The sequence below is a fragment of the Streptomyces sp. MBT53 genome (assembly GCF_016654115.1).
Taxonomy (GTDB): Bacteria; Actinomycetota; Actinomycetes; order Streptomycetales; family Streptomycetaceae; genus Streptomyces.
Window position 1 is genome coordinate 1 of sequence record NZ_JAEQAZ010000139.1, and the last position, 22547, is coordinate 22547.

Sequence of the window (22547 nt, forward strand, 5' to 3'; positions counted from 1 at the left end):
CTCCCATGTACACAGCATCGTCCTCCGTGTCCGCCCCGCCCCGGTCGCTGCACCCCCGCCCGGGCGCCGGCGGCCCCTACCTCGACCCGGCGCGCCCGGCGGCCGGCCCCGTGCTCGGTGCGGGCAGGCCGCGGCGCGTTCCGGGGCTCGGCACCCAACCGCTCAGCGGGAGACTCGACTTGTCCGGCCCTCAGGGCGCCCAGCTGCGTACGGCGATCGCGTCGGTGCACCGGATCTGCCCGGAGTTCGCTCCGGTGCAGGTGCTACGCCGCAACGGGCGCTCCGTGCTCCTGGTCGGAACGACCGGACGCAGCACGGCCGTAGCGAAGTGTTTACTGGACCACTCCCCCGCGTGGGCCGAGCGGATCCGGCACGAGATAGCGGCATACCGCTCGTTCGTCCGGCACCGCCCGCCGGTGCGGGTGCCGCGGCTGATCGCGGCGGACCCGGACAACTGCACGCTCGTCATCGAGCGGATGCCGGGCCGGGTGGCCGCGCTGCACCGGCACCCGGCGGAGGCCCCGCCGCGGGCGGACATCAGGGCGGCACTCGGCGCGATCTGCCGGCTCAACGCCTGGCGACCCCCGGCGGGCACCTTCGACGCCCCGCTGGACTACGCGGCCCGCATCTCGCGCTTCCACGAGCTGGGGCTGCTCACCGACCGGGACATGGGAGACCTGCAGAAGCTGCTGCACGGCATCGCGCACTCGGCGGGCCGGCAGGGCATGGGCCAGTTCTGCCACGGTGACGCACTGCTGTCCAACATCCTCCTCTCGCCGGCCGGTCCAGTGCTGGTGGACTGGGAGCACGCGGGCTGGTACCTGCCGGGCTACGACCTCGCCACGCTGTGGGCGGTCCTCGGGGACGCGCCGGTGGCCCGGCGGCAGATCAGCCAGATCGCGCAGTCGGCGGGACCGGCGTCGCGTGACGCCTTCCTGGTGAACCTGATGCTGGTGCTGACCCGGGAGATCCGTACCTACGAGATGGCCGTGCAGCGTTCGATGCACGACACGACCCCGGCGGCACCGGGAGCTGCCCACCCGGGTGCTGCGCCGTCCGGCGAGGAACAACGGCTGCTGCTGAGGCGGCTGCACGACGACTGCCAGTTGGCCCGCCGGGCCGTGCGTGCGGCGGTCGGCACTCGCTGACGGGGATGACGGTCCGCGGTGCGCCCTGCAGCGGCGCACCGCGGACCTTCGTGTGTCTCAGCCACATGTGCGTCCCCCACATGCAGCTCACCCATTGGTGTAGTCCACTGACGCCCCGCAGGCCCGGGAGCCGCCGCCACGAAACTCCTCGTATCCCCTGGTGACAAGGGAAATCACCTCCCTCTGGGCATGATTGACGGATCGTCGGCCAGCCGGTACCACTGACGCACGCCCGGCCCCGAACGGATCGTCACACCCCCACCGTCCCAGGAGGCTGCATTGCGAGGATCCTCGACCGACCCCACCCGCGCTCCCGGGCACAGACGCGCGCGCGGAGCCGCCGGCGCGCTCGCCACCGCCGCCCTGCTGCTGCCCCTGCTGGGCGCGGCCCCCGCCGAGAACACCACCGGCTCCGCCGCCTCCACCCTCCAGCGGGCGTTCGCCTCGGCGTCCGCCGAGTACCACGTACCGCAGACGGTGCTGCTGGCCGTCTCCTACCTCCAGTCCCGCTGGGACACCCACGGCGGAGCGCCGAGCCTGACCGGCGGCTACGGGCCGATGCACCTCACGGACGCGCGCACCGCGCTCGCCACGACGGAGCACCTGAGCGAAGGCACCGAGGACGCCCGCGGCGACAGCGCCCGCCCGGCCCTGCACCCCACCGCGCAGCTCCCGGCGAACTCCCAACTCCCCGCCCGGCTGCGGACGTTGACGAAGGCGGCCGAGCTGACCGGACTCCCGGCCGCCGACCTCCGCACCGACGAGGTCGCGAATGTGGCGGGCGGCGCCGCGCTGCTGGCCGACGCGCAGAAGGGCCTGGGCGAGCCGCTGAGCACGGATCCCGCCGAGTGGTACGGCGCGATCGCGCGCTTCTCCGGCGCGGACGACACCGCGACGGCCGCCTCCTATGCCAACGATGTCTACGACGTCATCCACACCGGCGAGCAGCGCACCACGGACTCCGGGCAGCAGGTCGCCCTGGCCGCGCAGCCCGAACTCGCCCCCGACACCGCACAGTTGGCGGAGACCGGACTGCGCACCGTCTCGGCCGACGGCACGGAGTGTCCGAAGAAGGTGTCCTGCGAGTGGATCCCGGCGCCGTACTCCCAGTTCGGGGACAACGACTACGGCAACCACGACCTGGGCGACCGGACCGCGTCGCAGAGCATCAAGTACATCGTCATCCATGACACCGAAGGCCAGTGGGAGGGTGTCCTGAACCTGGTCCAGGACCCCACCTATGTGTCGTGGAACTACACGATCCGCTCCAGTGACGGTCTGATCGCCCAGCATGTGAAGGCCAAGGACGTGGCCTGGCACGCGGGCAACTGGTACATCAACGCCAAGTCGATCGGCATCGAGCACGAGGGCTTCCTCGCCTCGCCGGACGCCTGGTACACGGAGGCGATGTACCGCTCGTCGGCCCGCCTGGTGAAGTACCTGACGAAGAAGTACGGCATCCCGCTGGACCGGCAGCACATCCTCGGCCACGACAACGTGCCCGGGCCGACCACCTCCACCGTCCCCGGGATGCACACGGACCCGGGCCCGTACTGGGACTGGGCGCACTACTTCGCCCTGCTCGGCCACCCCTTCGAGCAGACCGGCAAGAAGAGCGGCGGCATGGTGACGATCCGCCCCGACTACACCACCAACCAGCCGGTGTACACGGGCTGCGTCACCGCGGGCCAGCCGTGCGCGGTGCACGGTTCGAGCGAGGTACGGCTGTACTCGGGGCCGGGTGAGACCTACCCCCTGATCAAGGACATCGGCCTCGGGACGACCCCGACGACCGGCGTCAACGATCTCTCCTCGCGGGTGTCCACCGGACAGCAGTACGCGGTGGCGGACCGTTCCGGCGACTGGACCGCGATCTGGTACCTGGGCCAGGAGGCCTGGTTCAAGAACCCGAGGAAGCATCCGACGGCGGTCGGGGCGGCCGGCTGGGTGATCACACCGAAGGACGGCGTGGACAGCGTCCCGGTGTACGGCCGCGCCTACCCTGAAGCCTCGGCCTATCCGACCGGGGTGCCCGTCCAGGCGGTGTCCCCACTGCCGTACACCCTGCCCAAGGGCCAGAAGTACGTGGTCGGCGGCAAGGTGCCCGGCGAGTACTACTACGCGGTCATCTTCACCACCGACTCGCACAAGGTCGTCGTAGGAAAGGATCTCTACTACGAGATCCAGTACGGGCACCGGGTGGAGTTCGTCCGGGCCGCCGATGTGACGCTGGAGCGGTCGGGCCGGTAGCCGGGCCTCAGCCCTGCTGGAAAAGCTCCGCCGGGAGCGGTTTCAGCAGGGCGTAGAGGTCGTCCGTGATGGGGCGGTCCCAGGCGGCGATGGTGACCAGGACGTTGTCGCTGCGGTCGAACTGGACGCAGGAGATGCGGCTCTCGGAGAGCTTGAGGCGGCGCACGATCAGCAGGTTGTCGCCCTGCATCACCGGCATGTCCTCGGTGCCTACGACGGTCACCTCCTCGTCGTTCTCCAGCGCGAGGAGCAGTTGCGCGACCTCGAAGGGGACCTCGTCCTCGGCGACGTCACGGGCCGGGGAGCCCTCCGGGAGGTTGCCGATGACCATCGCGGGGCCACGGCCGCCGAACAGGTCGTACCGCAGGAACACGCCCTGGCAGGTGCCGTCGGGGGCGGGCAGCAGACCGGCGCCAAGGTTGCCGGGCCAGTCGCCCGGGTCCATGGCCAGCACATCGAATTCGGGGCCGGCGGGAGTGGCGCTGCGGCGGCGGAGGAACGACATGGGGCCATGGTACGGGGTGCCGTCCGGCGGTGGAGCCGTGGTGAGGTGCCAGGTGCGGTTCGTCGTTCGGGTGCGGCTTGGTGGGGGCTGGGCGCGCCCACGCGGCGGAGCCGCATATCGACACAGCCCCGCGCCCCTAGGGAGTTCGACCTTGCGCCGGTTTGATCAGTGCTGTTTCTAGGCCTGTCCTGTCTGTGCCCAGCTTTTGGTAGGCCGATGAGAGCAGGCGTACCGCCGTTTGTTCGTCTGTGTGGAGTTCTACGGCGATCTCGTGGTCGGTGTTCCCGTGCGCGGCCAGGGTTGCCGCTGTGCGTTCGTCTGTGGTGAGGGTGTCTGTTTCGGGGCTGTGGAGGCGGCGGGGGCGTAGGCCGGCGGCGGCGAGTTCGGCTCGGGTGGTGTCGGCGAGGCCGTCGGCGCCGCAGTGGACGGCCGCGTCCAGGCCTCGGTAGAGGTAGTCGGCGGCTTCCCTGGAGCGGCCGGTACGACGGAGTTCGGTGCCGAGGGCCACCAGTGCGCACGCCAACTCGTAGGCGGCCGGGGAGCGTTCGAGGTGGGCGACGGATTCCTCCAGGAGCTTGGCGCGGGCCGAGCCGGAGGAGACCTCGGCGGCGACGCGCAGGGCCTGGCCGATGGCGGAGGGGGTGCCGAACTGGCGGGCGCGGGCGACCGCTTCGTGGGCGGTGGCGACGGCGCGCTCGGGGGTCTCGTGGCGTTCGGCGCGGGCCAGGTGGAGCTGCCAGGGGCACCAGGCGGGGTTGCGGATGCCGCGCGGGTCGAGGCGGCGGCCCGCGGAGGCCAGTTCTTCGGCGGCTTCCTTGGTGAGGCCGCGGGCCAGCAGCAGTTCGCCGTACACGGTCTGGGCGTCCGGGAAGACGACGGCGGCCGGGAAGGGTTCCGCGAAGGCGTGGTCCTCGGCGAGTCGCGCGGCCTCCGCGACCCGGCCGCGGGCGAGCAGGACCTCGATGAGGATGCCGGTGCCGTACCAGTAGACGGGGGTGCCGGGTCCGACCCGCTCGGCGAGACGCAGGCCCGCGCGGGCGAAGTCCTCGGCCTCGGCGAGCCGGCCGCGCCGGTAGCGGAGGTAGCCGAGGAGGGTGTAGCCGAAGGCCAAGTGGGCGCCGCGCCAGCCCTGTTGCTCGAAGTCGGCGATGCCGGTGGCGAAGAGCTCCTCGGCGCGGCCCGGCCGGTCGCAGTACATGTGGGCGAGGGCGACCAACACCGGTACTTCGAAGCCGCGGTCGGCTTCCGCCCAGCCGAGGCCACCATTGAGTGCGCGCTCGGCATGGTGGAGGGCCACATGTGCGGGTTCGCCGCGCAGTACGGCGTCCCAGGTGCGGAGGCCGATGATGTATCGCTCGGTGAGGTCGCGGCCCTTGAGGCGGTCGGCGAGTTTGGTGAGGCGGCGGGAGCGCGAGGGGTGGTCGGGTTCGTCGGCGCGGAAGGCGTCCCACATGAACTGCTCGGAGAGCATGCGGAGTTTGACGCGGGCGTCGTCGGTGACGCGGATCTCGCGGGCGAGGGTGTCGGAGGCCTCGGCGAGGCGGTCGCTGTGGGCGAGGACCTGGGAGAGGCGGTAGACGATGTTCTGTCGCAGGCCCGCGTCGCTGATCGGCTCTTCGAGGGCGGCCCGCAGATGGTTGACGGTGGTCGCCGGTTCGGTGAGCAGGGAGGCGCTGCCCAGTTCGTAGAGGACGGCGGCCCGGTCGTCGAAGGGCGGGGGTTCGCGCAGGGCGCGGGCGAGGTAGCTGCGGGCCGTGTCCGGGGCGCCCGCGCGCAGGGTTTCGCCCGCTGCCGCGCGGAGTTGCTGGACGACCCAGTTGTCGCCGTCGGGGTGGGTCTCCATGAGGTGGCGGGCGGCGGCGGAGGGGCCCTGGCCGTCGTTGATGACGCACCAGGCGGCCTGGCCGTGCAGGGCCACGCGGACGCCGGAGGGGATGGCCCGGTAGACGGCGGTGGCGATGAGCGGGTGGACGAATTCGAGGGTGCCCGCGACGGTCGGCGTACTGGTGAGGATGCGGGCGCCGCGCAGCGCCTCGGCGGCGTCGGCGGCTTCCTCGTGGCCGAGTCCGGCGACGGCTGCGGCGAGAGCCGGACGGGTCTCGGTGCCGAGCACCGCGCACGCCCAGGCGAAGCGGACGGTCGAGGTGCCGAGGCGTTCGAGGCGGGTGAGGAGACCGGTGCCCTTGACGGCGGCGGCGAGATCGCGCAGGAGGTAGGCGCCGGACTCTGTGGGGGTCAGGCCCCGGTCGTGGATCTTGGCGGTGAGTTCCACGGTCTCGAACGGGTTCCCGGCGGTGACCGCCCAGCACTCCCGGCAGAACGCGTCGTCGGCGTGCTCGCCGAGTGTCTCGCGCACGAGGCCGGCGACGGCGTCGACGCTGAGCGGTTCCAGGTCGAGGGGGCGTCCGCCGGCCCGGCCGGGCAGTCCCCTGAACGACTCGGCGTGGTCGGGGAGTTCGTCGGGACGGTACGCGACGACGACCAGCAGCGGGAGTTGCTCGGCGCGGGGCGCGAACGCGGCCAGCCAGCCCAGGGATTCGGGGTCGGCCCAGTGCGCGTCGTCGAGGACGAGGACCATCGGGGCGCGCTTCACCGCGAGGTGGGTGAGCACCCAGTCGAGGCCGTCGCGCAGACCCTGTTGGTCGGGCGGTGAGCCCTCGGTGGGGGCGCACAGACCGAGGGCGGGGCCGACGATGTCGTACCAACTCCCCAGCGCGGTACGGAGATCGGCGTCGGCGGAGCCGGCGAACTGCGGTTGCAGCAGTTGGCGGGCGACGTGGAAGGCGACGCGCTGTTCCTGGTCGCCGCCGCGCGCGGACAGCACGGTGCAGCCCTGTGCGGTGGCGCGGCGGCGCACCTCGGTGAGGAGGGTGGTCTTGCCGATGCCGGCCCGTCCCGCGAAGGCGAGCAGGGCGCCACGAGGCCGGTGTCCCGGCTCGGCGCCGTCCGTGCGCAGGCCGGTGAGCTCGCCCAACGCGTCGTCCACGGCGGAGAGTTCACCCTCCCGTTCGAAGAGCGTCCTGTTGCCGCGCGCGCTCCGCTGTCCCATCCCCATACCCCCTGCCACGGCGGGCACGTCCGCGCGGGGAGCGAACGCATACCGTGAGCTACAGGGACCTCAGCGTACGCTTTCCGAGGGTGTGACGACCTGTTAGTCGACAAAGGCGTACTGGCCAGTTTTCCCGGGTGCGCGGTCCGGAGCGATCTCACTCCTCCAAGGCCTGCGGCGGCACCACCGCGACCGGGCTCGCCGCGTGCAGCAGGACCGCCTGGGTGACCGAGCCGATCAGCCGGGCCGGCGCCAGCAGACGGCGGCGATGGCGGCCGACGACGACCAGGTCCGCGTCCTTGGAGGCGGCGACCAGGTGGCCGGCCGCGTCGCCCGGTGCGACGTACGGCTCGACGCGGACGTCCGCGTGGTTCTTGCGGTGCGGGGCGAGGAGGGCCTCGGTGAGGATACGGGTCTCGTTCTCGATGGCGTCCTGGTCGATGACCGGCGGGACGAGCTCACCGGCGGACGCCCAGGCCTGCGGCGGCCACGGGTAGGCGGCGACGACCTGGAGGCGGGCTCCGCGCAGGGCGGCCTCGGCGAAGGCGAAGGCGAGGGTGGTGTCGTCGGGGCTGTCCACGTGCACGCCGACGACCACCCGGGGTCCTGGCTCGGCCGGCGGCGCGTCGTGGACCTCGCGTCCGGGCCGGGGCACCACGACGACGGGGCAGTCGGCGTCGCGGGCGGCGGCCATGCCGTTGGAGCCGAGCAGCAGGCTGGCGAAGCCGCCGCGGCCACGGGAGCCGAGCACCAACAGCTGTGCGCCGGTGCCGAGTTCGGGCAGTACTGCACCTGGTGCGCCCTGCAGTCCGAGGTACTCCATGACCGGTCGGTCGGGGCGCCCGTCGAGGTAGGTGCGGACCTGGTCGAGCACCTCGTCCTCGTCAGGGCCGGGCGGCCCTGCGACCAGGACGCCGGGCGGTGTCCAGGCGGCCGCGTACTGCCACACATGGACGACCCGCAGTGGCGCCCCGCGTCCGCGCGCGGCGTCGAGGGCCCAGTCCAGGGCGCGCAGGCTGTCGTCCGAACCGTCGACCGCCGCGATGACCGGCAGAATGCTCATGGGTTCCTGACCTCCGGGATGACGGGACCTTCCCCTCCGGGGCCAGCCTGGCTCAGGCGTCGGCTCCGGAAGGGCACTCGAGGTCGCGTGTCCGGAAAAACAGGTGGAACGCCCTTCAGGTCAGGTCGAACTCCCCTTCCCGCGCCCCCGACACGAACGCGCCCCATTCCGCGGGCGTGAAGATCAAGGAAGGGCTTTCCGGGCGGCCGCTGTTGCGCATCGCGATGAATCCCTCGACGAAGGCGATCTGGACATCCCCCAGTCCACGGCTCCCTGAATGCCACTCGGCGTCACTGAGGTCCAGCTCCGGCTTGTCCCAGCCCGCAAGCGGGTGCTGCTGGATGGTGCTCTCGGCCACGTCCGTGCTCCTCCCGGTTCGTCGTCCGCGGCCAGCCTAGCGATCGGTTTCTGATGCCAACAGGCCACGTGAGGGGGACCTTTCAGGAGGCGGGGGGTTCACTGCCCACGAGCCACATCGAGAAGAACTGGGATCCGCCGCCATAGGCGTGTCCCAGAACCCGTCGGGCCCCTTCCACCTGGTGTTCTCCGGCCTGGCCGCGCACCTGGAGGGCGGCCTCCGCGAAGCGGATCATGCCGGAGGCGCCGATCGGATTGGTCGAGAGCACCCCGCCTGACATGTTCACGGGAAGGTCGCCGTCCAACTCGGTCACCCCCGACTCGGTGAGCTTCCAGCCCTCACCTTCGTCGGCGAATCCGAGGTTCTCCAGCCACATGGGCTCGTACCACGAGAACGGCACATACATCTCGACGGCGTCGATGTCCCGGCGCGGATCGGCGATCCCCGCCTGCCGGTACACGTCGGCCGCGCAGTCCTTGCCGGCCTGTGGCGACACACAGTCCTTTCCGGCGAACAGTGTGGGCTCGCTCCGCATGGCGCCCCCATGCATCCAGGCCGCCGGACGTGGTGCCCGGGCCGCACCCGCCCGGTCGGTGAGGACCATCGCGCAGGCGCCGTCCGAGGAGGGGCAGGTCTCCGAGTAGCGGATCGGGTCCCACAGCATCGGCGAGGCCTGGACCTTCTCCAGGGTGATGTCGTGCTCGTGGAGATGGGCGTACGGGTTCTTCAGCGCGTTGCGCCGGTCCTTGTACGCCACCAGGGAGCCGACCGTGTCGGGCGCTCCGGTGCGCCGCATATAGGCGCGCACATGGGGCGCGAAGAAGCCGCCGGCACCCGCGAGCAACGGCTGCTGGAAGGGGATCGGCAGGGACAGTCCCCACATGGCGTTCGACTCGGACTGCTTCTCGAAGGCGAGGGTGAGGACGGTGCCGTGCACACGGGCCGCGACGAGGTTGGCGGCAACGAGAGCCGTCGACCCGCCCACCGAACCGGCGGTGTGCACCCGCAGCATGGGCTTGCCCACGGCGCCCAGCGCGTCGGCGAGATACAGCTCGGGCATCATGACGCCCTCGAAGAAGTCGGGCGCCTTCCCGATGACGACGGCGTCGATGTCGGCCCACGTCAACTCGGCGTCGTCCAGGGCCCGTTGAGCTGCCTCGCGCACGAGCCCGGCAATCGAGACGTCCCGCCGCGCGGCGACATGCTTGGTCTGGCCGATCCCTACGACGGCCACGGGCTCCTTGCTCATCGCGGATCCCCTTCGAGTACGGCGACCAGGTTCTGTTGCAGACAGGGTCCGGAGGTGGCGTGGGCGAGGGCCCGGTCGGACTCGCCCCGGTGGATACGGGCGGCCGCCTCGCCGATGCGGATGAGCCCGGCGGCCATGACGGGGTTCGCGGCGAGGGCTCCGCCGGACGGGTTGACGCGCACGTCGTCCCCGAGGCGCAGCGCCTTGCGCAGGACGACCTCCTGCGCGGTGAACGGCGCGTGCAACTCGGCGGTGTCGACGGGCCGTTCGAAGGCGCCGGCCTTCTCGGCGGCGAGCCGCGCGGACGGCGAGTCGGTCAACTCCCTTACGCCCAGGCCGTGTGCCTCGATGCGGTGGTCGATCCCCCTGATCCAGGCGGGCCGTTCACACAGTTCACGGGCGCGGTCCCCGGCCGCGAGGATGATGGCGGCGGCGCCGTCCCCGATCGGCGGACAGTCGCCGGTGCGCAGCGGCCGTACGACATACTCCCCCTGCGGCACCGAACCCCGCACCTGCGCATGGGAGTTGGCGCTCGCGTCGGTCCGGCTGCGGGCGGCCACGGCGGCGAGCGCGGGTTCGTCGGTGTCGCCGGCGTCGATGAGGGCCTGCGCCTGGAGGGCGGCGAGGGCGACGGAGTCCGGCCACAGGGGCGCCACGTAGTACGGGTCGAGCTGCCGGGTCAGGACATCGCGTACGGAGCCCGGGGACGACTTGCCGTACGAGTAGACGAGCGCGGTGTCGGCGTCGCCGGTGAGGAGTTTGGTCCAGGCCTCGTAGAGCGCCCAGGCGCCGTCCATCTCGACATGGGACTCGGAGATCGGCGGCCAGGCGCCGACGCCGTCGAGGGCGAGGGTGAAGGAGAAGGCGCGCCCGGCGAGGTAGTCGCTGGAGCCGGAGCAGGTGAAGTCGATGTCGGCGGTCTTGAGGCCGGTCTGTTCGAGGACGCCGTGCAGGACCGGCATGAGCATCTCCACCTCGGAGAGCTCGTCGGTGGTGCGCCGGTGGTCGGTCTGCGCGAAGGCGACGACGGCGATCTCCCGCATCGCGTCAGCTCCAGGCATCACAGCAGCTCCTTGTAGGCGTCGTAGTCGGCGTCGGGCTCGCCGGTCGGCCGGTAGTGGTCCGGGTAACGACCCCCCTCGCTCCACACCGCCTCGACCCGCAGTCCCATGCGCACCTGGTCGTACGGGATGCCGCCGATCCGTCCGTGCAGCGCGAGGTCGGCGCCGTCGAGGGCGATGTGCGCGTAGACGTACGGCACCTCGATGTCGAGGTTCTTCGCCTTGATGTTGACGATGCAGAACGTGGTCACTGTGCCGCGCGGACCCACTTCGACATGTTCTGCTGTGGCGACACCACATGTGGGGCACGCACCCCTCGGCGGTACGTACACCTTCCGGCAGGAGGGGCAGCGTTCGCCGACGGTGCGCTGTTCGGAGAGCGCGTGGATGTAGTCGGTCTGGGCACGGCCTGGCGAGTAGACGTAGTCGAGGCGGGCCGGCGCCACGATGCCGGTGACCATGTTCTCGAACTCGCCGCTGTGGTCGGCGGGTTGACCCGTCTCGTCACCGTCGTACGGCTCGAAGCAGGCGATGTCCGTGATGGCACCGGTGCGTTCCTCGGCCCACCGGACGCGGACGCGCATGCCGGTGCGGACGGCGTCGGGGCCGGGGGCGTCAAGGGCGTGCAGGAGAGCGGTGTCGGCGCCGTCGAGCCGGACCAGAACCCAGGCGAACGAGGTGTCGAGGGGCTGCCCGCGACGCGGTTCGTGATTCCAGGCCCAGGTGGTGACCGTCCCGGTGGGGGCGACCTCGACGAGATCCCGGATCTCCTCGGCGGTGACGGGGTCGTACTCGACGGGAGGGACGAGGGTGCGTCCGTCGCCGGTTTTCACACCGAGGACGACGCGCTCACGCAGCCCGGTGAGAAAGGCACTCTGGACGGGCCCGAGGGAGCGGGTGAAGGGAAATTCGAGGGTCAGGGGGGCTTTGAGTATTTCGGGCACGGCATCTCCTAACTGAACAGCCGGCGCCACGGATCCCCACCCAGGGGCGCGGGGCTGTGTTGAATATGCGGCTCCGCCGCGTGGGCGCGACCAGCCACAACGAACCCGCAGACACGAACCGGCCTCTGTGCGGAGCACTACGCCCGCTTGTAAACAGGCGGCCGTTTCTCCGCAAAGGCACGCGCCCCCTCCTTCGCATCGGCGGTATCGAAGATCGGCCACCCGCGCTTGAGTTCGGCCGCGAGCCCATCCGTCTCGGTCTGCTCGGCGGTCTCATACACAGACGCCTTGACCGCTTCAACAGCCAACGGCCCACACGCGTTGACGAGTTCGGCGATCTCCAGAGCCTTGGCGAGGGCCGTACCGTCCGGCACGACATGTCCGACCAGCCCGATGTCCGCCGCCTCCCGCGCGCTGTACGGCCGCCCGGTGAGCAGCATCTCCAGAGCGTGCGTGCGCGGAATCTGTCGCTGGAGACGGACAGTTGAGCCCCCGATGGGAAAGAGCCCGCGCTTGACCTCGAACAGCCCGAAGGTCGCGGACTCACCTGCCACCCGGATGTCCGTGCCCTGAAGGATCTCCGTACCGCCGGCCACGCAGTACCCCTCGACGGCCGCGATCACCGGTTTACGGGGCCGGTGATGCCGCAGCATCGCCTTCCAGTGCAGATCCGGGTCGGCCTTGAGCCGGTCGCGGTACTGCTGCCCCTCCATGCCTTTTCCGGCCAGGGCCTTGAGGTCCATACCCGCGCAGAACGCACCGCCCGCTCCGGTCAGCACGATCGAGCGGATCTCGTCGTCCGCGTCGGCCTCGATCCACCCGTCGTAGAGCCCGACGAGCATCGGCAGCGAGAGCGCGTTCTTGGCCTCGGGCCTGTTGAGCGTGAGCACCAGTGTGGCGCCTTCGCGCCGCACGGTCAGGTGTTCCGTACCGCTCATGGTCGTCCTCCCGTCGCCGTACCGCCTCCGGAACGAGAACAGGTTGCAAGAAGTGTCCTGCCAGTACAAGAGTTTTCTGACACTCAGTCAGATTTCTTCTGCGCGGACCCTTCACAGTTGCCGAGCCCTTTGCTCTGATGACCGGCGAACCGACGTCAGGAGGAGTGGTGGAGTACAACATTGCCGACCTGTTCGAGTCGGTCGTCGACGTGGTCCCGGACCGCGAGGCGCTCGTGTACATCGACCACCCGGGGACGGGCGCGGAACGCCGCCTGACCTACGCGGAGTTGGACGCGGCGGCGAACCGCGTCGCCCATCACCTGATCGACACCGGGATCCGCCCGGGTGAGCATCTGGGGCTCCATCTCTACAACGGCATCGAGTACTTGCAGACGGTGCTGGGCTGCCTCAAAGCCCGGGTCGTGCCAGTCAACGTCAACTACCGGTATGTCGAAGAGGAGTTGGTGTACCTCTACCGGGACGCCGATCTCGTCGCGCTGGTCTTCGACACGGAGTTCACCGAGCGGGTGGCCGCCGCGCTGCCTCGCACGGAGAAGCTTCGGCACCTGGTTCGGGTGGGGACTCCGGCCCAGGACGCCCCGGACGTACCGGCCGTGGCCTTCACGGACGCGGAGGCCACCGGGTCTCCCGAGCGCGGGTTCCCGGCCCGTTCGGGGGACGACCAGTTCATCATCTACACCGGTGGCACGACCGGGATGCCCAAGGGTGTGATGTGGCGCCAGGAGGATCTGTTCTTCTCGGGGCTCGGCGGTGGCGCGCCCACCGGTGAACCGGTCAAGACGCCCGAGGAGTTGGCCGAGCGGGTCGCGGCCGGCGGGGCGGGGATCACGTTCTTCCCCACTCCCCCGCTGATGCACGGCACCTCCACGCTCACCGCGTTCATCGGCTTCAACTTCGGCCAACGCATTGTGATCCACCGCAAGTTCGTGCCGGAGGAGGTGCTGCGGACCATCGAGAAGGAGAAGGTCACCAGCATCTCCCTGGTGGGCGACGCGATGCTGCGACCGCTGATCGACGCCCTCAACGGGCCGATGAAGGGCACGGACTGCTCGTCGGTGTTCAGCGTCTCGTCGTCGGGCGCGATCATGTCGGAGACGGTGCGCAGGCAGTTCCAGGAGCTGCTCCCGAACACGATGCTGCTGAACAACTACGGTTCGTCCGAGTCCGGCTTCAACGGCACGGCGACGGCGGACTCCGGGGCCGGGCAGTCCTTCCGCATCCGGGTCAACTCCCGTACCCAGGTGGTCGATCCGGTCACCAACGAGCCGGTGGCCGTCGGTGAGATCGGGCGGGTCGCCCAGTGCGGTCATGTACCGCTCGGCTACTACAACGACCCGGCGAAAACCGCCGAGACCTTCTTCGAGAAGGACGGCAGGCGGTGGGTGCTGCTCGGTGACATGGCGACCGTCGACGAGGAGGGCGTCGTCACGGTGCTCGGCCGCGGCTCGCAGTGCATCAACACCGGTGGGGAGAAGGTGTATCCGGAGGAGGTCGAGCAGGCGCTCAAGTCGCATCCGGATGTCTACGACGCGCTGGTGGCCGGGGTGCCGGACTCGAAGTGGGGCAACCATGTGGCCGCCGTCGTGGAGTTGCGCGCGGGTGCGGTGCAGCTGTCGCTGGACGACGTCCAGACGCACTGCCGCTCCCATCTCGCCGGGTACAAGATCCCGCGGCAGTTGGTGATCACGGAGTCGATCCAACGTTCGCCGAGCGGCAAGGCGGACTACCGGTGGGCGCGGGAGGTGGCGGTCGCCGCAGATCAGTGAGTCAACAGTGGGTCAACACGCAGGCCAGGTTGAACTGACGGTAGCGTGCGACCGTACTGATGGTGACGGATCTGGTGGCCCGGGCCAGGTACGTCATGCCATCACCGGGCTCAGCACGGAAGGACGTTCGGGTGCCGCTCTTCACTCGCTCTCACCCATTGGCTCAGCAGAAAGCCACCGGGGAGACCGACTCGACAGCGGCGACGGAGACCGCCGCACCGCCCGAACCACAGGGCCCACCCGAGGCGGCCGAGGCGGCGGACACGTCCGAGCAACTCGAAACGGCCGAGGCGGCCGAGGCGGCGGGATCTGCGGAATCCGCCGCCGACTCCGCCGAGCAATCGGCTCAACTCCCGGCCCGCGCCGGTTGGTTCGGCTGGCGGACTCGTTACCCCCGCACCGCACGTGCCGTAGGGCTGGGCACGACCGTGCTGGCCGGTGTGCTGCTGATCGTCGCGCTGCTGGTGCCCGACCGGCTCGACCGGATCACTCTCCAGTCGTTCTTCCGCTTCCCGGTCGAGGCGATCGTCCTCGCGATCGTCCTGCTCGTACTGCCCGCGAAGGCACGGCGGATCGTGGCCGTCGTGCTGGGGGCGTTCGTCGGGCTGTCCACCGTCCTGAAGTGCCTCGACATGGGCTTCTACCAGACCCTGGCCCGGCCGTTCGACCTGGTCTTCGACTGGGTCCTGCTGAGCGACGCGGCGGACTTCCTGAAGGACTCGGTCGGCCGCTCGGGCGAGGTGCTCGCGATCGTCGGGGTGATCGTGGCGCTGATCGCGGTGCTGGCGGGGAGCGCGCTCGCGATGGTGCGGCTGTCGGACGTGATGGCCAGGCACCGCCCCATGGCGGTACGCACCACACTCGTCCTCGGTGTCGTGTGGATCATGTGCTTCACGCTGAGCTTCCAGGTGGGCGGCGTCACGCTCGCCACGAAGGGCTACAGCACGTTCCTCGCCAACCGGGTGCAGTACGTCCGCGAGGGTCTGGGTGACGCCGACGTCTTCAAGAAGCAGCTCAACGTCGACGCCTTCGCCAAGACCCCGCCGAACCAGCTGCTGACCGGGCTCCGCGGCAAGGACGTCATGTTCACCTTCATCGAGAGCTACGGCCGGGTCGCGATCGACGACCCGACGATGGCACCGGAGATGGACAAGACGCTCGCGGCGGGCGACGCCCGGCTCAAGGCGGCCGGTTTCGCCTCGCAGAGCGGCTGGCTCAGGTCGCCCGTGACGGGCGCCGGCAGCTGGCTCGCCCACTCGACGTTCCTGTCCGGCCTGTGGGTCAAGAACCAGCAGCGGTACCGGACCGTGACCACCAGCACCCGCGCGACGCTGACCAGCTACTTCCAGAAGACCGGTGCCTGGCGCACGGTCGGCATCGTCCCCGGTGTGCGCAAGGCCTGGCCCGAGGGCAAGTACTTCGGCCTCGACAACATCTACGACTCCACGCACCTGGGCTACAACGGCCCGTACTTCAGCTGGACGCCGGTGCCGGACCAGTTCAGCCTGGAGTCCTTCGAGAAGCTGGAGTACGGCAAGAAGAACCGCGACCCGATCATGGCGGAGATCATCCTCGCCTCCAGCCACAACCCCTGGTCGCCGATCGCCCACACGATCCCCTGGAGCCAGCTCGGGGACGGCACGATCTTCAACCAGATCAAGAAGGAGGGCACGAACCCGACGGAGGTCTGGAAGAGCGCGAAGCGCGTGCGCACCGAGTACCGCAAGGCCATCCAGTACTCCGTGGACAGCCTGACCCAGTGGATGCAGCGCTACGGCAACAAGAACACCGTCCTCGTCTTCCTCGGCGACCACCAGCCCGTCCCGACGGTCACCGGAGGCACCTCCGACCGGGACGTGCCGATCACGATCGTCGCGCACGACCCGAAGGTGCTGGACAAGATCTCCAGCTGGGGCTGGACGGACGGGCTCAAGCCGGCGGACAACGCACCGGTGTTGAGCATGGACAAGTTCCGGGACAAGTTCATGACGACGTTCGCGAAGTGACGGTCGCCGTCCGGTCGTCGCCGGGCGGCCCGCTCCGCCGGGCGAGGAACGGCTCCACCGCCGCCAGGAACTCCTCCGGCCGGTTCTCGTGCACGAGATGCCCGGCGTCGACGGTCACCAGACGGCCGCCGGGGATCCGCTCGGCGACCGCGACGACCCGGTCCTGAGGAATCCCGCTGGTGGGACCACCCGCGATCACCAGCATGGGCATGGTGATCCGCTCCATGTGGTCCCACCACATGGGGTCGGGGCGGTTCGCCCGGACGTCGGTGGCCTCGATCATGGCCCAGTCGAACGGCAGCTTCCCCGCGGGTCGTTCGGTGGGCGGCCTCGGCGGATCGAGGGGAATAGGCGCCGGCACATCCTCCAGCACCAGTCGCCGCACGACGTCGGGCGCCTGCTGGGCGAGCAGGTACGCGACGATGCCGCCCAGGGAGTGGCCGATGACGTCGGTCCGTTCGATGCCGAGGACGGTGATGAGGGCGCGTATGTCGTCCCGCATCGCGTCGTACGCGTACACGTCGGCAGTGGCCCCCGGCTCGGTGCCGGGCCAGTCGCTGCGGCCGTGGCCGCGCAGGTCGGGGGCGTACACGCGGCGCGCGTCGGGTCCGCCGGCGAGCCGTTCGGCGATCGGCGTCCAGTCGGTGCCGTCGGCGGCCCGGGAGTGGAGCAGGAGGACGGGCGGTGCCTCCTCGGGCCCCCAGGTGTGCAGAGCGAGGGTGATGCCGTTGGCCTCGACGGCTCGGGTCTCTCTGTGCATGGTGGGAACGTAACCGCCGGGACGACGGGCGGGGCGCCTACTCTGCCGAGGGCAGAACCGCACCGCCCGCGTCGAGGAACGCGACGACATGCCGCACGAACCACTCCGGATCGTCCAGCCACGGGTAGTGACCCGCACCCGGCTGCACCACCAACTCGGCGTTCCGGAACGCCTCGGCGGTGCGACGGGCGAGTTCGGGCCGTGGGCCGCCGTCGAGTTCGCTCGCGAGAACCAGGACGGGTGCGGGCAGCCGGCCGAGGGCGGCCCGGAGGACCGGTGGGTCGAAGGCGCCCTCGGCGAAGTACAGGTCGGCGGCTTCGTCGTTGGTCTGTTCGTCGGCGCGTGCGGAGTGTTCCTCGGCGACGGCATCCCAACGGCCGTGGAAGAAGGGCTCGAAGACCGGGTCGAAGTCGGCGGTGCCAGCGAGCCACGCCTCGAAGGCCGGGAACGCGCCCTCGAACCACGGTTCCCCCTTCCGCAGCCGGGCCGCGGCGAGCCGTCCCTCGGGCGTGGCCGGCATGCCCAGGGCCCATGGGGTGGCGGTGATGAGCGCCAAGCGTGTCACCCGCTCCGGGTGGCGGGCCGCGTAGAGCATGGCGAGACTGCCGCCGGCCGAGTGCCCGAGCAGATCCATGTGGTCCAGGTCCATGTGGGCGCGCAACACCTCGACGTCGTCGACCAGTCGGTCGCAGCGGTACGTCTCCTCGTCGGTCGGCGGCGCGGAGTCGCCGGTGCCCCGGAGATCCAGCAGGATCAGCCGTCGATGCGCGGTGAGTCCGCCCAGGTCGCCGAGGTAGGCGGAGGCCCGCATGGGCCCGCCGGGCAGGACGACCAGCGGTTCGCCCTCGCCCCGTACGTGGTAGGCGAGTTCGGTGCCGTCGGTGGCGGTGAAGGTCGGCATGCCCCGAATCCTCGCCGCTCACCGCACTCGGCCACAAACCGGTTCCTCCGTCATCCCAGGCCCAGCAGCTCCGCCAGATTGCCGCCCAGGACCCGGTCGCGGACCTCGCCCGGCCGGGTGACCCGTTCCACCGTCGTGCGGGCGACCACCGGGTCTCCGTACGGAGCGTCCGAGCCGAAGAAGGTGCGGGTGGGGAGTTCGTGGACGGCCAGGCGGACGGCGAAGACGATGTTCGCGGTGGACAGGTCGAGGTGGAGGTTGGGAGTGGCCCGGGCGAGTTCGATCGCGTCCATCCAGTGGGCGCCGCCCAGTTGGCTGATCACCAGCGGCACCTTGGGGTAGCGGGCAGCCAGGTCGGCGAGCGTGCGCAGGTCCACGGCGGTGGTGGGCGCGGAGCCGTGGACGACCACCGGGAGTCCGGCGTGGTCGTGGGCCGCGCGCAGCACCGGTTCGACCAGGGCCAACTGGTCCGGAGGCGGGGTGAGTTCACCGATGCCGTACAGCCCGCGGGCGGTCACCTCGCGCTCCACCCGGGCCGCGGTCTCGGCGTCGGGGCGGCCGAGCGGGACGGAACCGAAGCCGAGGAAGCGGTCGGGGTGAGCCGCGAGGGCATCGTCCAACTCCCGCATCGCCAGGGCGAATGCGTCGTCGCCGGTGCCGCCGGCCAACGCCCGTTGCAGCAAGGCCATTTCGTGGCGGAGGGAGTCCAGGTCGGTGGCACGTTCCGGATGCGGGCGAGTGGGGAACAGCACCGTACGGTCCACACCCGCCTCGTCGAGCGCCAACAGGTGGGCACCCAGCGGGTCGTGGACATGGCTGTGGGCGTCGAGAATCATGCGGGCCTCCCTGAACGTGTCCGCCGCCCGGTGGAATGCGGGCGGCGGGAGCCAGTGTTGAGCCCTGACACCGTGGGAAGGTCAAGTCGGAGAAGGGTGCGTGTCCGTGCTGATCGGAGAGCTGGCCGAGCGGACCGGGACCAGCGAGCGGCTGCTGCGCCACTACGAGCGGGCGGAGCTGCTCCGTCCCGGGCGGTTGCCCAACGGCTATCGGGAGTACGCCGATTCGGACATCGCGGCCGTCCTGCGCATCCGCGCGCTCCTCGCGGCCGGGCTGCCGACCCGGATCATCCGCCGGGTACTCCCCTGCACCACCGACGAGGTCGCCGTACGGCCGTGTCCGGGTGTACTCGACGCGCTGCGCGAGCAGTTGAGCGCCCTGGACCGGCGGGCCGCCCAACTCGACGCGGCCCGCGCGGTGTTGCAGGAGACCATCGCCGGAGCGGAGGCCCGCACCGATTCCGCTCCGGCCTCCCGGTGAAAGCGCTCAGTCGCCGAACCGCTCCCGCAGCTCCCGCTTCAGGATCTTTCCGCTGGCGTTCCGTGGCAGTTTCTCGACGAACACGACACGCTTCGGCGCCTTGAAGTGGGCGAGTTTCTCGCGGGCGTGGTCGATGAGTTGGGTCTCGGTGACCTCGCCGCGCGGGACGACGACCGCGGTGACCGCCTCGATCCAGCGGTCGTCGGGGAGGCCGATCACGGCGACCTCGGCGACGCCCTCGTGGGTGTAGAGCGCGTCCTCGACCTGGCGTGAAGCGACCAGTACGCCACCGGAGTTGATGACGTCCTTCACCCGGTCGACGACGGTGAAGAAGCCGTGCACGTCCCGTACCGCGAGGTCGCCGGAGTGGAACCAGCCGTCGCGGAAGGCCGCGGCCGTCTCCTCGGGCTTGTCCCAGTAGCCCTCGCACAACTGCGGTGAGCGGTAGACGACTTCGCCCTGTGTGCCGTCGGGTACGTCCTTGCCGTCCTCGTCGACCACCCGGGCGTCCACGAACAGGACGGGCCGCCCGCAGGAGTCCATCCGGCCCTTGTGCTCGTCGGGTCCCAGGACGGTGGCCAGGGGGCCGATCTCGCTCTGACCGAAGCAGTTGTAGAAGGCGAGTTCGGGGAGCCGTTCGCGCAGCCGCTCCAGGACGGGCACCGGCATGATCGACGCACCGTAGTACGCCTTGCGCAGCCCGCTCAGATCGCGGGTCGCGAAGTCCGGGCGGTTCGCCAGCCCGATCCACACGGTGGGCGGGGCGAACAGGCTGTCCACCCGCCCGGCCTCGATCAGGTCCAACAGGCGGTCGCCGTCGGGCGCGTCGAGGATCAGGTTGGTCGCGCCGACCGCCAGATACGGCAGCAGGAACACATGCATCTGCGCCGAGTGGTAGAGCGGCAGCGCGTGCACGGGCCGGTCCCCGGCGCTCAGGTCCAGGGCGGTGATCGCGCTCAAGTACTCGTGCACCAGGGCCCGGTGGGTCATCATCGCGCCCTTGGGCAGCGCGGTCGTGCCCGAGGTGTAGAGCAACTGCACCAGGTCCTCGGTGCGCGGCTCGGGACCGTCGTACGGCGACGCGGTCGCGAGCCGCTCCAGCAGCGAGCCGTCCGCGTCCCGCAGCGGCAACGTCCGTACATCGTCGGAGAGTTGACCGGAGAGATCCGGGTCCGTGAGCACCAGCGTGCTGCCGGACTGGCCGACGATGTACGCGAGGTCGTCGCCGGTGAGGTTCTGGTTGATCGGTACGTGCACGAGGCCCGCGCGGGCGCAGGCGAGGAAGCCGATCAGATAGGCGTCGGAGTTGTGGCCGTAGGAGCCGACCCGGTCGCCCGGTGCGAGGCCCTGGTCGAGGAGTACGCTCGCCGCGCCGGAGACGGCGTCGTCGAGTTCCTGGTACGTCCAGGAGCGCTCGCCGTAGTCCACCGCCACGCGGGCGGGAGTGCGGTGGGCACTGCGTCGCAGTACCCCGTCAACCGTGCTGCCGTGTCCGGGCGTCATGACACATGATCCTCGGGCCGAGGCCCGGGCGGGTCAAGCCGGGAGGTCGAGGTGGGCCCGGCCCACATGTGCCGGGCCCACACAGGACGCACGCACACAGTCCGCACGCATACAGGACGCACCCATACAGGCCGGACTCACATGGGCCGGACGTGCCCCTCCCAGTACGGGTCCCGCAGCCTGCGCTTGTACAGCTTGCCGTTGGGGTCGCGGGGCATCTCGGTGATGAAGTCGATGCTCTTGGGCCGCTTGTATCCGGCGAGTTGCTCGGCGCAGTGGGCGAGGAGAGCGGCGGCGAGATCCGGACCGGGTTCGTGGCCCGGGGACGGTTCGACGACGGCCTTGACCTCCTCGCCCCAGTCGTCGTGCGGGATGCCGAAGGCGGCGGCGTCGGCGACGGCGGGGTGGGCGAGGAGCGCGGACTCGATCTCTGCGGGGTAGATGTTGACGCCACCCGAGATGATCATGTCGATCTTGCGGTCGCGGAGGAAGAGATAGCCGTCCTCGTCGAGGTAGCCGAGGTCGCCGACGGTGAAGAAGTCGCCGATGCGGTTCTTCTTCGTCTTGGCCTCGTCCTTGTGGTAGGCGAAGCCGCCGGTGCTCATCTTCATGTAGACGGTGCCGAGTTCACCGGGCGGGAGCCGGTTGCCGTCGTCGTCGAAGATCGCGAGTTCGCTGATGGGCCAGGCCTTGCCGACCGTGCCGGGCTTCTTCAGCCAGTCCTCGGCGGTCGCGAAGGCGCCGCCGCCCTCGCTCGCCGCGTAGTACTCCTCCACGCAGTCGCCCCACCACTCGATCATGGCCCGCTTCACATGGTCGGGACAGGGGGCGGCGCCGTGGATGGCGTGCCGCATGGACGAGACGTCGTAGCGCGCCCGTACGTCCTCGGGGAGAGCGAGGAGACGGTGAAACTGGGTCGGGACCATATGGGTGTGGGTGCACTTCTCACGGTCGATGAGGCGGAGCATCTCCTCCGGGCTCCACTTGTCCATCAGGACCAGGCGGTGGCCGATGTGCAGGCTGGCGCTCGCGAACTGGAGGACGGCCGTGTGGTAGAGCGGCGAGCAGACCAGGTGCACGTTGTCGTCGAACGGCTTGATGCCGAAGATGCCGAGGAAACCGCCGAGATACGCCGACTCGGGCGGCTTGCCCGGCAGGGGGCGGCGGATGCCGCGGGGGCGGCCGGTGGTGCCCGAGGTGTAGTTCATGACCCAGCCGAGCGTGCGGTCACTGGGCGCCGACTGCGGTTGTCCGTCGAGGAGTTCGGGGTACGGCCGGAAGCCCTCGACGGTGCCGACCGCGTACCGGTGGGTGGCGGGGAGGCCGGCCTCGTCGGCGGCCTGGCGGACGGGCTCGGCGAACCGCTCGTGCGCGATGAGCACCTTGGCGCCGGAGTCGGCGACGATCCAGGCGATCTCCGGGGCGACGAAGTGGTGGTTGACGGGGACGAGGTAGAACCCGGCCTGGGTGGCGGCCAGATGGGCCGTGAAGAACTCGACGCCGTTGGGCAGGACGACGGCGAAGGCGTCACCGCGTTCGAGTCCGGCCGCGCGCAGGCCGTGGACGAGTCGGTTGGCGGCGGCGTGCAGACGGCCGGCCGTCCACTCCTCGCCGTCGGGTGCGACGAGGACCGTACGGTCGGGGTTCTGGGCGGCCTGGGCCCAGAAGCCGGCGGGGGGTGTGCTCACGCCCTGTGTGGCCCCGCCCT

18 protein-coding genes are annotated in these 22547 nt (G+C 70.5%); 5 read left to right on the forward strand and 13 right to left on the reverse strand.

Annotated elements, in window-relative coordinates:
• Window positions 1–5: 5 nt before the first annotated feature.
• Complete coding sequence (locus JHN45_RS36350) at window positions 6–1148, forward strand: aminoglycoside phosphotransferase family protein (RefSeq protein ID WP_200712708.1); 1143 nt, start codon at window positions 6–8, stop codon at window positions 1146–1148.
• 279 nt (window positions 1149–1427) lie between these two features.
• A complete protein-coding gene (locus JHN45_RS36355; protein WP_201053668.1) occupies window positions 1428–3398 on the forward strand; it encodes an N-acetylmuramoyl-L-alanine amidase in 1971 nt (656 codons plus the stop codon).
• Between the two features lie 7 nt (window positions 3399–3405).
• On the opposite strand, the gene JHN45_RS36360 is transcribed toward JHN45_RS36355, so the two are convergent.
• The 8 genes from JHN45_RS36360 to JHN45_RS36395 all read right to left on the reverse strand — a co-directional run bounded on the left by JHN45_RS36360 (window position 3406) and on the right by JHN45_RS36395 (window position 12565).
• Window positions 3406–3903 (reverse strand): hypothetical protein, encoded by a 498-nt coding sequence (locus tag JHN45_RS36360; protein ID WP_019069079.1) that lies wholly within the window; start codon window positions 3901–3903, stop codon window positions 3406–3408.
• A gap of 136 nt (window positions 3904–4039) precedes the next feature.
• Window positions 4040–6952, reverse strand: coding sequence for an AAA family ATPase (locus JHN45_RS36365; protein ID WP_201053670.1), 2913 nt, complete (start codon window positions 6950–6952; stop codon window positions 4040–4042).
• Window positions 6953–7109: 157 nt separating this feature from the next.
• Window positions 7110–8015 carry a universal stress protein gene (locus JHN45_RS36370; RefSeq protein ID WP_200712711.1) on the reverse strand — a complete coding sequence of 302 codons (906 nt, stop codon included), beginning with the start codon at window positions 8013–8015 and terminating at the stop codon, window positions 7110–7112.
• Between the two features lie 115 nt (window positions 8016–8130).
• Window positions 8131–8373, reverse strand: a complete 243-nt coding sequence (locus tag JHN45_RS36375; RefSeq protein ID WP_019069076.1) for a DUF397 domain-containing protein — start codon at window positions 8371–8373, stop codon at window positions 8131–8133.
• 82 nt (window positions 8374–8455) lie between these two features.
• On the reverse strand, window positions 8456–9622 hold the full coding sequence (locus tag JHN45_RS36380; protein ID WP_019069075.1) for a thiolase domain-containing protein: 1167 nt from the start codon (window positions 9620–9622) through the stop codon (window positions 8456–8458).
• Window positions 9619–10683, reverse strand: a complete 1065-nt coding sequence (locus JHN45_RS36385) for a thiolase domain-containing protein (protein WP_236584500.1) — start codon at window positions 10681–10683, stop codon at window positions 9619–9621. Before JHN45_RS36385 ends, JHN45_RS36380 begins: the two co-directional genes overlap by 4 nt.
• Window positions 10683–11627 (reverse strand): Zn-ribbon domain-containing OB-fold protein, encoded by a 945-nt coding sequence (locus JHN45_RS36390; protein ID WP_201053676.1) that lies wholly within the window; start codon window positions 11625–11627, stop codon window positions 10683–10685. Before JHN45_RS36390 ends, JHN45_RS36385 begins: the two co-directional genes overlap by 1 nt.
• A gap of 137 nt (window positions 11628–11764) precedes the next feature.
• Window positions 11765–12565, reverse strand: a complete 801-nt coding sequence (locus tag JHN45_RS36395) for a crotonase/enoyl-CoA hydratase family protein (RefSeq protein WP_201053679.1) — start codon at window positions 12563–12565, stop codon at window positions 11765–11767.
• A 167-nt stretch (window positions 12566–12732) separates the two neighbouring features.
• Here JHN45_RS36395 and JHN45_RS36400 point away from each other — a divergent pair, with 167 nt between their 5' ends.
• Complete coding sequence (locus tag JHN45_RS36400; RefSeq protein WP_201053681.1) at window positions 12733–14352, forward strand: acyl-CoA synthetase; 1620 nt, start codon at window positions 12733–12735, stop codon at window positions 14350–14352.
• A 95-nt stretch (window positions 14353–14447) separates the two neighbouring features.
• The gene (locus JHN45_RS36405) at window positions 14448–16358 is read left to right on the forward strand and encodes a sulfatase (RefSeq protein WP_236584507.1); all 1911 of its coding nucleotides are present in this window, start codon (window positions 14448–14450) and stop codon (window positions 16356–16358) included.
• Here JHN45_RS36405 and JHN45_RS36410 read toward each other — a convergent pair.
• Genes JHN45_RS36410 through JHN45_RS36420 form a run of 3 tightly spaced genes read right to left on the reverse strand, consistent with a single transcriptional unit; the run spans window position 16336 to window position 18855 of the window.
• Window positions 16336–17118 (reverse strand): alpha/beta fold hydrolase, encoded by a 783-nt coding sequence (locus JHN45_RS36410; protein ID WP_201053685.1) that lies wholly within the window; start codon window positions 17116–17118, stop codon window positions 16336–16338. The two genes, JHN45_RS36405 and JHN45_RS36410, sit on opposite strands and share 23 nt — an antisense overlap.
• Window positions 17119–17155: 37 nt before the next feature.
• Complete coding sequence (locus tag JHN45_RS36415; RefSeq protein WP_201053693.1) at window positions 17156–18019, reverse strand: alpha/beta fold hydrolase; 864 nt, start codon at window positions 18017–18019, stop codon at window positions 17156–17158.
• Window positions 18020–18069: 50 nt separating this feature from the next.
• On the reverse strand, window positions 18070–18855 hold the full coding sequence (locus tag JHN45_RS36420; protein ID WP_201053701.1) for an amidohydrolase family protein: 786 nt from the start codon (window positions 18853–18855) through the stop codon (window positions 18070–18072).
• Between the two features lie 100 nt (window positions 18856–18955).
• On the opposite strand from JHN45_RS36420, the gene JHN45_RS36425 reads away from it, so the two are divergent.
• Window positions 18956–19336, forward strand: coding sequence for a MerR family transcriptional regulator (locus JHN45_RS36425; RefSeq protein WP_374195660.1), 381 nt, complete (start codon window positions 18956–18958; stop codon window positions 19334–19336).
• Between the two features lie 6 nt (window positions 19337–19342).
• Here JHN45_RS36425 and JHN45_RS36430 read toward each other — a convergent pair whose 3' ends face one another.
• Complete coding sequence (locus tag JHN45_RS36430) at window positions 19343–20839, reverse strand: acyl-CoA synthetase (RefSeq protein WP_201053703.1); 1497 nt, start codon at window positions 20837–20839, stop codon at window positions 19343–19345.
• 137 nt (window positions 20840–20976) lie between these two features.
• On the reverse strand, window positions 20977–22527 hold the full coding sequence (locus JHN45_RS36435; protein ID WP_201053705.1) for an acyl-CoA synthetase: 1551 nt from the start codon (window positions 22525–22527) through the stop codon (window positions 20977–20979).
• Window positions 22528–22547 lie beyond the last annotated feature (20 nt).

Coding starts and splice junctions, on each gene's coding strand:
- JHN45_RS36420 (WP_201053701.1), bottom strand. CDS start 18,855: ATGATTCTCGACGCCCACAGCCATGTCCACGACCCGCTGGGTGCCCAC.
- JHN45_RS36370 (WP_200712711.1), bottom strand. CDS start 8,015: ATGAGCATTCTGCCGGTCATCGCGGCGGTCGACGGTTCGGACGACAGC.
- JHN45_RS36410 (WP_201053685.1), bottom strand. CDS start 17,118: ATGCACAGAGAGACCCGAGCCGTCGAGGCCAACGGCATCACCCTCGCT.
- JHN45_RS36380 (WP_019069075.1), bottom strand. CDS start 9,622: ATGAGCAAGGAGCCCGTGGCCGTCGTAGGGATCGGCCAGACCAAGCAT.
- JHN45_RS36405 (WP_236584507.1), top strand. CDS start 14,448: ATGCCATCACCGGGCTCAGCACGGAAGGACGTTCGGGTGCCGCTCTTC.
- JHN45_RS36415 (WP_201053693.1), bottom strand. CDS start 18,019: ATGCCGACCTTCACCGCCACCGACGGCACCGAACTCGCCTACCACGTA.
- JHN45_RS36385 (WP_236584500.1), bottom strand. CDS start 10,683: ATGCCTGGAGCTGACGCGATGCGGGAGATCGCCGTCGTCGCCTTCGCG.
- JHN45_RS36430 (WP_201053703.1), bottom strand. CDS start 20,839: ATGACGCCCGGACACGGCAGCACGGTTGACGGGGTACTGCGACGCAGT.
- JHN45_RS36360 (WP_019069079.1), bottom strand. CDS start 3,903: ATGTCGTTCCTCCGCCGCCGCAGCGCCACTCCCGCCGGCCCCGAATTC.
- JHN45_RS36395 (WP_201053679.1), bottom strand. CDS start 12,565: ATGAGCGGTACGGAACACCTGACCGTGCGGCGCGAAGGCGCCACACTG.
- JHN45_RS36350 (WP_200712708.1), top strand. CDS start 6: ATGTACACAGCATCGTCCTCCGTGTCCGCCCCGCCCCGGTCGCTGCAC.
- JHN45_RS36365 (WP_201053670.1), bottom strand. CDS start 6,952: ATGGGACAGCGGAGCGCGCGCGGCAACAGGACGCTCTTCGAACGGGAG.